Source organism: Myxococcus sp. AB036A (assembly GCF_006547355.1).
Lineage (GTDB): Bacteria > Myxococcota > Myxococcia > Myxococcales > Myxococcaceae > Myxococcus > Myxococcus virescens.
In genome coordinates this window covers 34,700-48,910 of record NZ_VHLC01000012.1, presented here as the reverse complement: position 1 = coordinate 48,910, position 14,211 = coordinate 34,700, and the positions used below count along the sequence as shown (strand labels likewise).

Below are 14,211 nucleotides of genomic sequence, written 5' to 3'. Positions count from 1 at the left end.
AGGGGAGATTCCCCCGGCGCGCCGCTTCATGGCTCAGGGCGCTTCGTCCATGGCGCCCATGCCGCCGCCCTCGGTGCCACCATCCGACAGCACCGGGGCACCCGTGCCCTCCGGTTCGGTGTCGCCTCCCGCGCCCACCACGGTGCCCGTCACGGGCGTGCCGCCTTCCTCGGGGGTGAACTCCAACGTCTCCACGAACACGCGGCCGGGCAAGCGCAGGTCCATGGCGTTGATGCGCTCCTGGCTCCGAAGCTCGTAGAGCTGCTGCGCCACCGGGCCCGCGGGGATGCGGTCGTCGGAGAAGAAGATGTACATGCGGACCTTCCCCTCCTGCACGGGGATGCGGAAGCTCGTGTGCGCCACGGGCTTGTTCGCATCACAGCGGATGGAGCGGTTCTCCCGCGTCAGCGTGAGCTGCCGGATGACGCCCTTCTCGGACACCGTGTACAGCATGCAGTAGGGAAGCTGGCCGTCGGAGGGGATGACCTCCACCGTGGCTCCGCCCGTCTTCCGCAGCTCGGCCCGCGTGGGCCTGTCCGTCGACTTCTTCCCGTCACAAGCCGCGCCACTCAGCGCGGCCACCGCCAACAACCCAGTCCAGCGCCTCATGTGTCCCTCCCGGGGTGTGGAAGAGCCTTCACCTGCCACCCTCCAGCCTACTTCGGAGCTTCGTCCTGAGGGGAGGTCAGGGGTTGTCCTGTGACAGGTCGCGCCAGCTGCAACGACCGCCAGTGCACACCGCAACCGGGCGGGCGCGCGCATGCACGGCGTCATGTCCTCCGCGCGCGACGTGGTCGCGCTCCTGACGGGGCTCAGGGACAGCCGGAGCTGACCTGGAGGGCGTCATAGGCCATCCACCCGTTGCGCTTCGTTCCCGTGGCGGCGATGACGTATCCGTAGAGGAATTTCATGGTGCCGGACTGCTGACGGTAGCGTCCCGCGCTGTCCTGGACCCATAGAGGAATGTCGATGGACGGCACGCCGTGCTCGGTGGGGACGTCCAGGCGCTGGAACTTCGTCCCCGCAGGGAAGTGGTCCACCGCGGGGCCGCCCAGCCCGAAGCCCGGCACGTTGAAGACCAGGTTCACCGAGCGCAGACCATTGGCGCGCACCAACGGCAGGTAGTCCCCGGCCCGCTCGTGTGTCGCCGTGCTGTCGTAGACGACCTTCTTGAATTCGAGCGTGGTGTCGTGCCAGTCGCGCACGGCGTAGCAGCCCAGGTTGCCCAGGCCCGCGCCCAGCGCGGAGACGTGGCCGACCTTCTGCTCGAAGGAAGTCCTCCCCAGGATGCTGGAGATGGGCAGCCACCCGGCGCTGGAGTTGGACGTCGACACCGCGAAGGCATGCAGCTCACCCGCGAAGGTGCGCGTCTGGCCATAGTTGAAGGCCGCGCTCGTTCGCATGTTGGTGCCTACCACCGTGCCATGGCCGTCCCGGATGGGAACGCCTGTCACCAGACCCCAGTTGTCGTCCTCGGGCGCGTTGGTGGGGACGCGGTTTCCACCAGACGCTTGCAGCTTGCAGTTGTAGGGGCTGACCAGACAGTAGGTGCCATTCACGCCGGAGAACGCCGGCTGCTCCCGTGAAGCGAGGGCCTCGTCCGGACTGGAATCGGCGGAGGACGGTGCCTCGCCTCCACAAGCCGAGGTCACGAGCGTTGCTGCGATGAAGGCATGGAGTGGGATTCGCATCTTGAGATGGGAATTCGACAGGATTTGAGAAAGCAAGCGAGCGGCTGTGCGGGCTTGTCGGCGGGCAGCGGAAATGGTCAATGATAGACACATTCCTTTCGCCGCCGCCCGCTGGGTAGCCTTTCTGGGGGACAGGCTCGACGGCGCCAGGGATTTGGATTCAATTCCTCCCCCCCCCCCGAAGGAGTTCTCCATGAAGAAAGTCGGCTCCCGAAGCCTCAAACCCAGCACTTCCTCCTCGAACCGCTACTCGCCGTACCCCAAGCCCCCGCCGAAGACGTCGGCCTCGCCGTCTCCATCGGCTTCGTCCTCGAATCGCACGCCGTCTCCGACGGATGGCTTTGACAGTGGGCCGGTGAGGACGCGGCCCCAGCGCGCGGCGGCGACAGGAGGGCCACGCCCCTCCAATGCGGACCTCTTCAAGCAGTCGCAGGCGGCGGGACTCCAGGATACGCACGCGGCGCGTCCGGCCAACATGGAGGCGCTCCGGACGGAGAAGGACGGTCCCAATGACAACCTGAACATGCTGGCGCACTACGGGAGCCAGGCGGCGAGCAAGAAGGGCATCTTCGCCTCGGGGCCGCTCGACCCCAGGGGCCTGGGGCCGCAGCAGGTGCAGACCGCGGTGCCGGACCGCGACAAGGGCGAGCACACCCAGGTCTTCGGGAAGATGACCGGCGGGGAGACGAGCTCCACGAAGTACCAGCAGAAGCTCGGCACGGCGGAGCCGCGAACGGACTACGAAATCCTCCACGGCATGGGCCACGGCGAGGGGGGCAAGAAGACGCAGTCGCCCAACAACCTGGCCTCGGCGTCCCATGGCGCGAACACGGCCATGATTCCTCCGGACAAGGCCATCTCCGGCAACCCGGACGTCATCGTGGACACGAAGTTCGCCATGCGCCCGGGCACGCAGCGCGCCGAGTACGTGGACCAGCGCTTCTTCCACAAGGACTTCCCCGACCAGCCTTTCTTCCAGCAGCGCATCGACGGGGACCGGCCCAAGGTCACCCAGAGCGAGTACAAGCAGCTGAAGGAACAGGTGGCGCCGCTCAGTGACGCGGAACTCCTGCGCGGGGCCGCCCACTTGATGAACTTCAGCAAGAAGGCGGGGAGCAGCGGCGGCGACACCTGAGCCCCGCGTCCCGGCGGACGCGGTGGCCTCGAAGGGCTACCGCGTCTCCGGCCGGACGTAGACGACCACCTGGGGCGTCTCATCCAGGTAGAGGCCCGTCGCCGGCGTGCGCGTGCCGAAGGCCTGCCACGTGAGGAACTCGTGCTCGCGGAACTCCTGGTGGTACTGGTACGCGACGATGTCCGCGTCCGCCGGACTGCCCACCGCGCGCAGGTCCTTCCGCAACATGCCGTTGCGCTGGTAGTCGCGGAACGAGCCGCCGTGCACTTCGTGCAGGAACAGGCGTGCGCCCTGCTTCGCGTTCGCGTTGATCCACGGCAGCACGCCGGTGACGTGGCTGGACCAGAACTGGCGCTGCATGCCCAGCGTGGCCGCGCCCGGCAGCCCTCCCGCCAGCTCCGAGTACGCCGCCGTCCCGTAGGGGAACACGCGCACCGAGTACACCAGCGCGGGGGCCAGCAGCACGGCGAACACCGGCACGGCCACCACGGCCTGCGGCAATGAGGGCCACTTCATCTTCAGCCGCTCCCACAGCGCCGTGCAGCCCCGGGCCACCGCGGCGCCCGCGAGGATGCCCAGGAACACCATGGACGGGAACCAGTGCTTCACCCCGCCGAAGTGCGGCACCTGCGGGTGGCTGATGATGAGGATGGACGCCACCGCGTTCACGCACACCAGCGCCTCCGTCATCGTCACCGGGCGCTCCACCCACGCGCGCGTCCGCGTGAAGGCCCCCAGCACCATGCGCGCCACCAGCGCCGCCAGGCCCGTCACCATGGGGACGAAGAGGCTGGTGGGCACCGTCAGCGCTGTCTTCACGACGACGTAGGCGAGCGGGAAGGGCGGCTCGCGCAGCAACTGGTTCAGATAGAACCAGGCGTAGTGGTTGTGCTTGGCGTGGAAGGCCAGGTACCACGCGGTGCGGTCCACCGGCTGGTGCCACAGGTAGGGCCAGTGCAGGTAGAAGATGACGGGCCCCAGCACCGCCATGGCGGCGATGGGCACCAGCGCGCGCGTCACCTGGGCGTTCACCTTGTCCACGCCCTTGAGCACCCAGGCGCCGCCCACCGCGAGCCCGGCGAACAGCAGCGTGTGCGGACTGAGCAGCAGGAACTTCCGCTGGAAGCCCTCACCGCCGCCCAACGACAGCACCAGCAGGCCGTAGAACACGGCCACCGCCGTGAACACGCCCACGAAGCGGCCCAGCCAGGCGCGGGCCTCCGGCTGACCCTCGCTGGCGCTGTATGCGCGCCACAGCGCGAAGGGCGTGAGCACGAAGGGGAGGAACAGCGCGTTGTGCTTGGTGGCCAGCGTCAGGCCAAAGGCCACGCCGCACCACAGGCCCCAGCGCACGTCCTCCATGGCGCGCCAGAAGCAGTACACGACGAGCAGCCACATGGCGGCCACGGGGACGTCGAAGCACGCCATCTCCGCGTTGAAGTACTGCCGCGGCACCAGCATGAAGGCGAAGGCGGCGAACAGCCCCGCGAGGCGGCCGTACATGGCGCTGCCCAGCAGGAAGGACAGCGCGGGAATCAGCGCCGCCATGGCGAAGGCGGGGATGCGGAACGCCGTCGCCGAACGTACCCATCCCAGCTCCGTGTGGAAGAGCAGGTGGCTCAGGCCGAACAGCGTCTTCATCAGCACCGGGTGCTCGTGGTTGTAGTCCCACGCGCGCACGATGGCCGCGTCCGTCAGCGCCCGGGCCGGTGACTGAAAGAGCTGCCGGAACCAGCTCGAGTAGCCCTCCGCCGCGATGAAGTAGACGCTTTCGTCGCGCGTGTAGCCCACCGCGGACTCCGTCAGCCACAGCGCCGCGAAGGCCAGCACCCAGAGGGCCCAGGCCAGGGACTTCTCGTCGCGCGTGGGGGCGCGTCCTTGCATCATCCCCGCACTCCCACTTCGGGCTCCACGGCCAGCACGTCCAGGCACACCTGCCGCCGGTCCGCGTTGTCCGCCTGCACCCAGACCTTCACCGTGTGTGGCGCGCCCTCGGGAAGCCGGGCCTCCGCCTTCTGCACGCCCTCCAGGCCCGGCGGTATCGCCAGCGACAGCAGCCGCGCGCCGCTCGCCGCGTCATCCACGCCCAGGTGCGTGGTGGAAAAGCGAGAATCCTTGGGGAAGGCGTGCTCGAAGATGATGCCGCCCTCCAGGCGCAGGCCCAGGCCACCGGGGACGCCGTCCAGCTCCGCCACCAGCCGCTGCTTGCCGCCCGGCGCGTGCATCCACAGGCAGCGCCGCGGCTCGTAGAGGATTTCGTGCCACTCCGGCGCCACGTACAGGTGCGAGGGCCCGGGGCAGCGGTGCACCTTGCCGTCGAAGGGACAGTCGCGGCGCGTGCCATCCGGCTGCTCCAGGTACACGCGGGCGCGCGCATAGGCCTCCGTGGCGGTGAAGCGCCGGGGCCGGTGCCGGCCGTTCTCATAGAGCGCCAGCGTCAGCGTGCCATGCCTCGACGTGGCGCCCATCGCGCGGCGGCCACGCAGGAAGGTTTCGAGGAAGCCCGCCTCGTCCGAGCGGGGCAGCTCCGGCTGGCCCAGCACCCAGACCCGTGGGTGCGCGGACAAGTCATCCTGGTCCGAGCCCAGGTAGCCGTACACCGGCAGGGTGGAGGGGACGAAGATGCGGGCGCGCTCCGTCCACCACGGGAAGAGCAGCACCGCGTCGCCGGGCTGGGCTTCCGCCTGGAGGCGCTCCGCCACCGCGCGGTAGTCCGCCTCCGACGGAAGGCGGCCGGGCAGGCGCAGGTGGAAGAGCAGGCACAGGAACGCGACCAGGAGCAGCCCCCCCAACTCCACGAGGGGCAGCGCGCGCGTGATGCTAGGACTTCGCAAGGCGAATCTTCTGCTCGCTCTTTTCGCGGCAGAAGGTGCAGAAGATGGCTTCACCCTGGGCGAAGGACGGCGTCCAGGGCGGGTACATCGAGCAGCGCGGGTCCAGGCAGTGGTGCAGCTCCCAGAGGTGCCCCAGCTGGTGGAGCGCGTGGCGGGAGACGGCCTTGAAGGCGCTCTCCAAATCCTTGTGCGGCGCGATGGTGAGGATGGCGCGGTCCTTCCCCTGGCGCGCGAAGCCCGCCGTGGGCGCCACGCCGCTGGGAAGCTCGCGGTCCTTCAGCTTGCGCGTGGTGAGGAGCAGCACCTTGTCGTCCTTGTAGGAACGGATGCCTTTCACCTCATCAATCAGCTTCTCCGCATCCAGCGGCTCGGACATGCCCGCGGGCACCTCCAAGCTGTCGGAGTGCTCACTGCCCACGCCGAACGCCGTGTAGAGCGTGCGGTTGAACTTCGCGAGCTGCTTGTCGTCGAAGGGGTCCAGCGTCACGACGCGAATCACGGGGCGTCACCTCGGCGGAAGGGCCCCATGTGCAGGGGCCCGTCGGTCCATGGGGCTGTCAGCTCTCACCCTCGGGCGGCTTGACCTTGGGCGGACGGCCGCGCTTCTTCGGCGCGGCGGGCGCGGCGCCTTCCGCCTCGGGCGGCTTGGGCTTGGGCGGACGGCCGCGCTTCTTCGGAGCAGGGGGCTCGGCGCCCTCTGCCGTGGCTTCCGGCTTGGGCTTGGGCGGACGGCCGCGCTTCTTCGGAGCAGGGGGCTCGGCGCCCTCGGCCGTGGCCTCCGGCTTGGGCTTGGGCGGACGGCCACGCTTCTTGGGAGCGCTCTCCTCGGAGGCCGCGGCCTCCTCGGACTCGCCTTCCTCGCTGGACTCCTCCTCGGACGGCTCGGAGGGCTCCTCGTCGGACGGCAGGTCCAGGTCGCTGTCCAGGCCCAGCAGGTCGCTGTCCAGGTCCAGGTCGCCTTCCTCGCGCTGGAACTCGGCGGCGGTGCGCTTGGGGCGCTCGCGGCCGGGCGGGAAGAGGACGATGTCGATGGCGTCCTCGGCGTTGACCTCGGCGGTGCCCAGCGCGGCGGCGACCTCCGTCACCAGCAGGTGCCGGGCATTGTCGTAGAGCTCGCGCTCCTTGGTCGGCAACGGGCGCAGCTCACTGAGAACCTGGAGCCCCTTCACCACCTCGGCCAGGCCCATGATGCCGCCTTGGGTCATCCGGTCCAGGTTGGTGCGGGCTCGTTGCTTCCAGTCGAGGTCGGCCTTGTCGCTGTCCGAGCGGAGGAAGGTGAAGATGGCCTCCACGTCCTCGGCGGATGCGACCTTGCGCACGCCGATGGCGAGCACCTTGCCCTCGGGGACCATCACGACGGCGCCATCTTCTTCGCGGCGCATCGTGACGAAGGTGAGCTTCTGTCCCGCCACTTCCTTCATATCGATGGCGGAGACGCGGCAGACCCCCTGGTTCGGATAGACGACCCGGTCGCCAACCGCGAGCTGGAGTGACGCGGACCCTTCAGGCATGTCCCCCTCACGGGTGAGGTTGGTGGGCTGAACGTCGGAACAGGCCCGGGCTTAGCACCGAGCCACGTCGGACGCCACGAGTTTACCGGTGGATTGCCGCCGTACGTGCGTCCGTTTGCTGAACCCTGAGGAGGTTGCCCAGCACCAGCTTCTGCCGCGCGTCCAGCGCCGCCTCGACCTGTGCATCCGTTGGCTCCATCCCGTCCACTCCCGGCCGGGCGTCCACGCGCGCGGCCATCCCCAGGGTTCCCATCAGGCCGAACACGGCCACCGCCACCAGCTTCTTCATGGTGAGTCCTCCGTGGCGCCCAGGGTAGGGGGCAGCCTCCGGTGATCAACTTTTCAGCAACAGGTCGCTGCACCGCTGTAGCGGCCCGTTACCGGGTGGTAGCGGGAGGCCCTGGTGAGGGGGCGGGCGAGGTGCCGGGCGCCGCCACGGGCGAGACCTCCAGCACCAGGCTGCCGGTGTTGTCGGCCAGGTGGTCGTCGGGGAACGCGAGCTGCAACCAGGTGGCGCCCCGCAGGCGCAGGGGACGGCCCACCTCCAGCAGCGTCAGCAGGCCGGACGCGGTCTCCGGGCCCTCGCCGGCGCCGTACAGGCCCAGCACGCGGCCCACCGGTCCCCCGTCGAAGCCCCGTGTGCGCGCGGACTCAGCGGTGTCCCGCAACACGACGTCGTAGTGCGTGTCCGGCTCCAGCCCGCGCAGCAGGAAGCGGTCGACGCGCGACAGCTTCACCGCGTGTGTCCGGGCGTCCACCCGCAGGGTGGTGACGGCGCCGTCGTTGTCCCATTCGCGCACGCGGACCATCAGCGTGCCGTGGTTGTCCGTGCGGTTCGCGTCCAGCAGGAAGACGTGGAGGCGCGAGGCGTGGCGCACCAGTCGCTCCTCGCCGTCCAGCACGCCGAAGGACTCGCGTGCCGCCAGACGCGCGTCACCCTCCAGGAAGTACCCGGCGTGCTCCACCATGCTGGCATGCCCCAGCGAGGCCCAGCCCTCCACCCGGACGCTGTAGGTGCGCGACGGGTCCAGCCGCATCTGCGCGGTGGAGAGGTAGGGCACGCGGAAGGCGTGCACCACGCTGGACAGGGCCATCTGCCCGGCGGGCATCCGCACCTCATGAGGAGGCGGGGCGCGGTGTGGCTGCTGGGCGGGGCCTTGAATCCGCTTGGGGAGCAGGCGGGCATGGACGGCCAGGGTGGTGCCGCGCTCGGCGCGCACCGTCTGGCTCCACGCCACCATGCCCGGGACCTGGACCTCCAGCAGGTGTTCCGCGTCCGCGGGGAGCTGCGTGAGCAGGGCGGGGGTGCGCGCGGTCTGTTGCTGGCCGTTCACCCGGATGGCGGCGCCTGGAGGGGAGGAACTCAGCTCCACGGAGAAGGTGCCTGTGCTGTTCGACACCAGCAGGGCCAGCGTGGCTGTCAGTGCCACGATGATGGGCGCGCCCAGGGTGACGGCCCGGGGCATGCCCATCGTCCGCGATGCCGCGGCATCCAGGGGCGGGACACCGGGCTCGGGCGGCGCTCCGGGGCCGGGCAGCGCGGGGAGCGGCAGCGTGGTGCGCTCCATCCGCCCTTCGACGGGCGCGGAGGCCTGGGCGGGGGGCAGCTCGAACTCGGCGATGGGGGTCCGCTCCTCCTCCTCATCACCCGGCGGCTCGCGGACGGGCGGCGCCATCTCCCGGAGGGCGCGGCGCTCCAGGGGGGACTGGGTCCACCGGGCCATCTGCGCGAGGAACTCGCGGGGCAGCAGCACGGGGCGGCCTTCGCCCACCAGCTCCGCTTCGAAGAGGTAGCCCATGAAGTGGGCGCGCGCGCTGGAGGACACGTCGGGCGCGGCCGTGTGGAGGTGGCGTGTGAGGGCCTCGGCGAAGGCCTCCGCGGTGGCGTAGCGCTGCTCGCGCTCCACGGCCAGCGCGGTGAGCAGGATGCGCTCCAGCGCGGTGGGGATGCCTGGGTTGAGGTCGCGGGGCCGCGGGAAGTCGCCCAGGGCGAGCTTGCGCAGCACGTCCGGCATCTTCCCTTCGAAAGGGAGGCGGCCGCACAGCATCTCGTAGATGACGATGCCCGCGGCGAAGATGTCCGAGCGCGCGTCGGGCTCGCGCCCGCGGACCTGCTCCGGCGCGAAGTAGGTGTACTTGCCCTTGAGGTCGTGCTCCACCGGCTCGGCGCTGCCGGCAAGCCGCGCCCGCGCGATGCCGAAGTCGACCAGCTTCACCTGGCCTTCGTAGCTGAGCAGCACGTTCTGCGGGCTGACGTCGCGGTGGACGATGTGGAGCGGTCGGCCGCGTTCATCCAGCCGCGTGTGCGCGTAGCCCAGCCCTTCCAGCATCTCCACGGCGATGAGCAGCGCCAGCGGCTGGGGCAGGGTGTACATGCCCTTCTCCCGCGCGCGCCGCATGACGCTCGACAGGGTGCGGCCGTCCACCCACTCCATGGCGATGAAGTACTCGCCGTCCACCTCGCCGAAGTCGAAGACCTGGGCGATGTTGCCGTGGCTCAGCCCCGCGGCGATGCGGGCCTCGTTGACGAACATCGACAGGAAGGCGCTGTTGCCCGCATAGCCCGGGAGGATTTTCTTGATGACCACCGGCTTGGTGACACCCGCCGCCGCTGTCATCCGAGCGCGGTAGATCTCCGCCATCCCGCCCGTCGCGATGCGCTCGAGCAGCTTGTATTTACCGAAATGAAGCCCTTCGGAAAGCTGCTGCACGTTCGTTCCGGCTCCTTCGGGTGCAGGTGGCCGCTGCGCCAAGGGGGCCCGTGCTGTCTTGGCAGGGCCACCTGAATGTATCATGGGGTAGGTAAAACGCCATGACGGGAAAAATCCGTTGACTGTGATTCGATGGTGGGTGCGCCTCTTCCTATGTTTCGTGACATCCACCGTCACGGCGGTGCCCGAGGTGTGGTGGGTGCCGGGGGCCAGGGTCGGGCGCCGAAGGATGCCCGCTCGGCGAGCCATGTATCGATGCGTCATCACCAGCGACGTTGGATGGCGGCCATTTGGGGGGAGCGCCACGTGAGGACGGTGCGGGGCATGTATGCGGCCACCCAGGCGCTCGCCCTGGTGCTGCTCGTCGTGGTGGGCGCCGGCTGTCGGGAGGAGAAGCAGGCCGAGCCGCTCAAGTCATTGAAGCCCGAGCCCTTGCCCTCGCTCGCCGTGCCGGGCGAAGCGGCTCCGGACGCACCCCGACCCGCGCCGCCATCCGAAGTGGAGGTGGCGGGCCCCATCCAGGGTGAGCCGCTTCCGGCCTCCGCGCTCCGGGTGGCGCTGGCGGGGGAGCGCGTGCGCGTGGGCGAGGAGACCTTCGAGCCGGCGCGCCCGGATGACGCCGCGCGGCTGGCGCAGCGCGTGAAAGGGCACGCGGTGTTGGTGGTTCCGGACGCGGACACGTTCCTGGTGCAGACGTCGGAGCTGTTCACCGTGCTGCGGGACTCGGCGGAGTCCGTGTGGCTGGCGCACCCGGATGGGCCCGTGGCCTATCCCGTGGTGCTGCGGGACGAAGCGGGCTTCCGTGCGTGGCTGGAGGAGGTCGCGCCGGGCAAGCTGCGCATCATCATGCGCGCGGACGGCTTCGAGCTGACCACCAGCGTGGGCAAGTTGCCGGGGCCGGATCCGAATGGACCCTCGGTGCCGGTGCGGGCGGGGCGGCAGGACATCGTCACGCTCCGCCGCGGCCTGGGCTTGCTCAAGGGGCGCTTCAAGACGTCCGAGGACATCTGCCTCGTGCCCTCGTTCGGCACGGAGGTGGCGCAGGCGGCGCGGGCGCTCGGTGGAAACTTCACCGCGCCGGGTGAGCCGCTGTTCGACACCCTGTGCTTCGTCTACCCCACGCCGCACAAGGCCCCGGACGGAGGGTGAACCCGCTGTGTGGAGTCCACCGTGGCCGCGCTCTCGTGTCATCGCCTTGAGCGTTGACATCTTCGATAAGTCGCCGTTTATATAAGCCCACGCTTATTCATGGAGGCGACATGATGGATGTGAAGCGGTACCTGGGGGCCGTCGTGCGGGAGGTGGAGAGCCGTGAGCATGAGGGCAAGCCCGCACGGGTCGTCGTCGCCACGCGCGATTACGACACGACGGTGGAGGACCTCTGGGACGCGCTGACCAACCCCGAGCGCATCCCCCGCTGGTTCCTTCCGGTGTCCGGCGACCTGAAGCTGGGTGGGCGTTACGAGCTCAAGGGCAATGCCAGCGGCACGGTCACCCGTTGCGAGGCTCCGCGGCACCTGGAGTTGACGTGGGAGTTCGGAGGGACGGTGAGCTGGTTGGAGGTCATCCTGGCCAACGCGCCTGGCGGTGGCACCCGGCTGCGGCTGGAGCACATGGCCCATGTGAGCCCCTTCTGGGACGACTACGGCCCTGGGGCGACTGGCGTCGGCTGGGAGCTGGGGCTGATGGGCCTGGGCATGCACCTGGAGTCCGGCGGCGCCGCTGTCGACAGCGCGGCGGTGGAATCCTGGACGACCTCGGCAGAAGGCAAGGCGTTCATCACGGCCAGCAGCGAGGGCTGGGGCCAGGCGGATGTGACGCGGGGAGAGGACGCTGCGGCGGCGAAGGCACGCGCGGCGCGGACGACGGCCTTCTATACTGGAGCGCCGCCGCCCGACGTGCGGCATCCGGGGACCTGATAGCCACGATGCATGCCTTCGACGTCCTGGGTGAACCGGTGCGCAGACGGATCCTCGAGCTCCTGGCCGAGGGGGAACGCCCCTCTGGCGAGGTGACCGAGTCCATCCAGGCGGAGTTCGGCATCAGTCAGCCGGCGGTCAGCCAACACCTGAAGGTGCTGCGCGACAGCGGCTTCGCGGAGGTTCGCGCCGAAGGGACCCGCCGCCTCTATCGCGTCGACCCGGCGCCGTTGCAGCAGGTCGACGCGTGGCTGGAGCAGTTCCGCGTGTTCTGGACACCGCGCCTGGAGGCGCTCGCCACCGAGGTGGCGCGGGGCAAGCGGGCTCGGGCCAAGGCCGACACCGAGGGCGGCGGTCCGTAGCCAGGCGTGCGCGGTGTCCAGGACCGCCTGCTTCGGCTGACTTGAAGGGCACCGCTCGCCCCTTCGCTTGCGGGAAGGCGCTGCCTGCCGGACAGCGGACTTCATCTGAAGCGAAGCAGGGCAGTGGCCTGGCGAGGACTCGCCGGGCCTTCGCGGGCGACTTCCAGCCGGAGGATTAGATTCAGGCCCCAGGGCGGGGTGCGCTCGCCCGCTGGAGGGATACTCATGGATGTCGCATCCAAGGCCACTTCGCAGCAGGGGCTTGCTCCCGGGGGGGCGTTCCTCTTCGAGGAGGTGGGCTCGGCCCGCATCCTCACGCCGGAGACCTTCACGGAGGAGCAGCGCCTCTTCTTCAAGACGGCGCTCCAGTTCTCCCGCGAGCAGGTGCTCCCCCTGTCCGAGCGAATCGAGGCCAAGGACAACGCGCTCCTGCGCCAGTTGCTGCGACAGGCCGGTGAGCTGGGCCTGCTGAGCGTGGACATCCCCGAGGCCTACGGCGGCACCGGCCTGGACAAGACGACGTCGCTGCTGCTGGCGGAGGCCATGAGCCTCAACGGCTCCTGGTCGGTGACGTTCGGCGCGCACACCGGCATCGGGACGTTGCCCATCGTCTGGTTCGGCAACGCCGCGCAGAAGGCGAAGTACCTGCCGAAGCTGGCCACGGGGGAGTGGGTGGCGGCCTACGCGCTCACGGAGCAGGGCAGCGGCAGTGACGCGCTGGGCGCGAAGACGAAGGCAGTCCTATCCCCCGACGGCAAGCACTGGATTCTCAACGGCTCCAAGCTCTACATCACCAACGCGGCCTTCGCGGACGTGTTCGTCGTCTTCGCCAAGGTGGACGGGGACAAGTTCACCGGCTTCATCGTGGAGAAGGACACGCCCGGCCTCACCGTGGGGCCGGAGGAGCACAAGATGGGCATCCGCGGCTCCTCCACGTGCCCGCTCTACTTCGAGGACGCGCGCGTCCCGGTGGAGAACCAGCTGGGCGAGGTGGGCAAGGGCCACAAGATTGCCTTCAACATCCTCAACTACGGCCGCCTCAAGCTGGGCGCGGGCGTGCTGGGGGGCATGAAGCTCCAGCTCCAGAACGCGCTGCGCTTCACGCAGGAGCGCAAGCAGTTCAACGCGCCCATCGTCCAGTTCCCGCTGTCACGCGAGAAGCTGGCCCGCATGGCCGCGCTCGTCTACGCGGTGGAGAGCATGACGTACCGCACCGCCGGGCTCGTGGACGCGCGCCTGGGGCAGGGGGACAAGGACGCACCGGACTACGAGGCGCGTCTCCTGGAGGCGGTGGAGGAGTACGCCATCGAGTCCTCCATCATGAAGGTGCACGGCTCGGAGTCCTTCGGCCACCTCGTGGATGACGCCGTCCAGCTCCACGGCGGCGCGGGCTACATCGAGGAGTACCCGGTGGAGCGCTCGTACCGCGACGCGCGCATCAACCGCATCTTCGAGGGCACCAACGAAATCAACCGCATGCTCATCACCGGCATGCTCCTCAAGCGCGCGGTGAAGGGCGACCTGCCGCTGTTCGCCATGGCCGGCAACGTGGCGGAGGAGCTGTCCCGGGGCGAGCGGCCCCGTGCGCGCGTGCAGGACGCCCTGGCCCCGCAGGAGGTCGCCGCCGAGGCCGCCAAGCACCTGGCGCTCCACGGCCTGCGCGTGGCGGCGGAGACGTTCGGCCCGGAACTGGAGCAGCACCAGGAGGTGCTCGCGGCCCTGTCGGACGTGGTGATGGACGCCTTCGCGCTGGACTCCATGGTGACGCGCACGCGCCAGGCCGCCACGTCCGGCGCGTTGGACCCGGTGCGGGTGGCGATGACGCAGCTCTACGCGCTGGACGCCATCCCCCGCGCCTACGACAGGACGCGCCGCGCGCTGTGCGCCACGTTGAAGGGGGGCGCGCTCGACCAGGAGCTCGAGCGCCTGGGCACGCTGGACGTCTTCACGCCGTATGACCCGGCGGCGCTGCGGGAGACCGTGGTGGCGGCCCTGGAGTCCGCGGGCGGCTACCCCCTGGGCGCGGTGTAGCCCGCGGGGGCCTCCGG

At 69.8% G+C, this 14,211-nt stretch carries 13 protein-coding genes; 5 read left to right on the top strand and 8 right to left on the bottom strand.

The window, feature by feature from the left end:
* Window positions 1–33: 33 nt before the first annotated feature.
* Together FL344_RS07435 and FL344_RS07430 are read right to left on the bottom strand one after the other, a co-directional pair.
* Window positions 34–609 (bottom strand): hypothetical protein, encoded by a 576-nt coding sequence (locus FL344_RS07435; protein WP_228558009.1) that lies wholly within the window; start codon window positions 607–609, stop codon window positions 34–36.
* 203 nt (window positions 610–812) lie between these two features.
* On the bottom strand, window positions 813–1,691 hold the full coding sequence (locus tag FL344_RS07430) for a hypothetical protein (RefSeq protein WP_141618022.1): 879 nt from the start codon (window positions 1,689–1,691) through the stop codon (window positions 813–815).
* A gap of 193 nt (window positions 1,692–1,884) precedes the next feature.
* Here FL344_RS07430 and FL344_RS07425 point away from each other — a divergent pair, with 193 nt between their 5' ends.
* On the top strand, window positions 1,885–2,826 hold the full coding sequence (locus FL344_RS07425; RefSeq protein ID WP_228564848.1) for a hypothetical protein: 942 nt from the start codon (window positions 1,885–1,887) through the stop codon (window positions 2,824–2,826).
* A 36-nt stretch (window positions 2,827–2,862) separates the two neighbouring features.
* On the opposite strand, the gene FL344_RS07420 is transcribed toward FL344_RS07425, so the two are convergent.
* From FL344_RS07420 to FL344_RS07395, 6 genes are all read right to left on the bottom strand, one after another.
* On the bottom strand, window positions 2,863–4,713 hold the full coding sequence (locus tag FL344_RS07420) for a glycosyltransferase family 39 protein (protein ID WP_141618020.1): 1,851 nt from the start codon (window positions 4,711–4,713) through the stop codon (window positions 2,863–2,865).
* Window positions 4,710–5,660 carry a hypothetical protein gene (locus FL344_RS07415; protein ID WP_141618019.1) on the bottom strand — a complete coding sequence of 317 codons (951 nt, stop codon included), beginning with the start codon at window positions 5,658–5,660 and terminating at the stop codon, window positions 4,710–4,712. Before FL344_RS07415 ends, FL344_RS07420 begins: the two co-directional genes overlap by 4 nt.
* Window positions 5,647–6,159, bottom strand: coding sequence for a hypothetical protein (locus FL344_RS07410; RefSeq protein WP_141618018.1), 513 nt, complete (start codon window positions 6,157–6,159; stop codon window positions 5,647–5,649). The genes FL344_RS07415 and FL344_RS07410 overlap by 14 nt, the downstream gene beginning before the upstream one ends.
* Before the next feature lie 58 nt (window positions 6,160–6,217).
* Window positions 6,218–7,171, bottom strand: coding sequence for a CarD family transcriptional regulator (locus FL344_RS07405; RefSeq protein ID WP_141590747.1), 954 nt, complete (start codon window positions 7,169–7,171; stop codon window positions 6,218–6,220).
* An 82-nt stretch (window positions 7,172–7,253) separates the two neighbouring features.
* Window positions 7,254–7,460, bottom strand: a complete 207-nt coding sequence (locus FL344_RS07400) for a hypothetical protein (protein ID WP_011555575.1) — start codon at window positions 7,458–7,460, stop codon at window positions 7,254–7,256.
* Between the two features lie 88 nt (window positions 7,461–7,548).
* Complete coding sequence (locus FL344_RS07395; RefSeq protein WP_141618017.1) at window positions 7,549–9,882, bottom strand: serine/threonine-protein kinase; 2,334 nt, start codon at window positions 9,880–9,882, stop codon at window positions 7,549–7,551.
* A 324-nt stretch (window positions 9,883–10,206) separates the two neighbouring features.
* Here FL344_RS07395 and FL344_RS07390 point away from each other — a divergent pair, with 324 nt between their 5' ends.
* The 4 genes from FL344_RS07390 (at window position 10,207) to FL344_RS07375 (ending at window position 14,194) form a co-directional block, all read left to right on the top strand.
* On the top strand, window positions 10,207–11,031 hold the full coding sequence (locus FL344_RS07390; protein ID WP_141618063.1) for a hypothetical protein: 825 nt from the start codon (window positions 10,207–10,209) through the stop codon (window positions 11,029–11,031).
* A 110-nt stretch (window positions 11,032–11,141) separates the two neighbouring features.
* Window positions 11,142–11,801: an SRPBCC family protein gene (locus FL344_RS07385; RefSeq protein WP_141618016.1), complete on the top strand. Its 660-nt coding sequence runs from the start codon at window positions 11,142–11,144 to the stop codon at window positions 11,799–11,801.
* Between the two features lie 8 nt (window positions 11,802–11,809).
* On the top strand, window positions 11,810–12,163 hold the full coding sequence (locus tag FL344_RS07380; RefSeq protein ID WP_141254383.1) for a helix-turn-helix transcriptional regulator: 354 nt from the start codon (window positions 11,810–11,812) through the stop codon (window positions 12,161–12,163).
* Window positions 12,164–12,388: 225 nt separating this feature from the next.
* Entirely contained in the window at window positions 12,389–14,194 is a 1,806-nt protein-coding gene (locus FL344_RS07375) for an acyl-CoA dehydrogenase family protein (RefSeq protein ID WP_141618015.1), read from the top strand.
* Window positions 14,195–14,211: the final 17 nt, after the last annotated feature.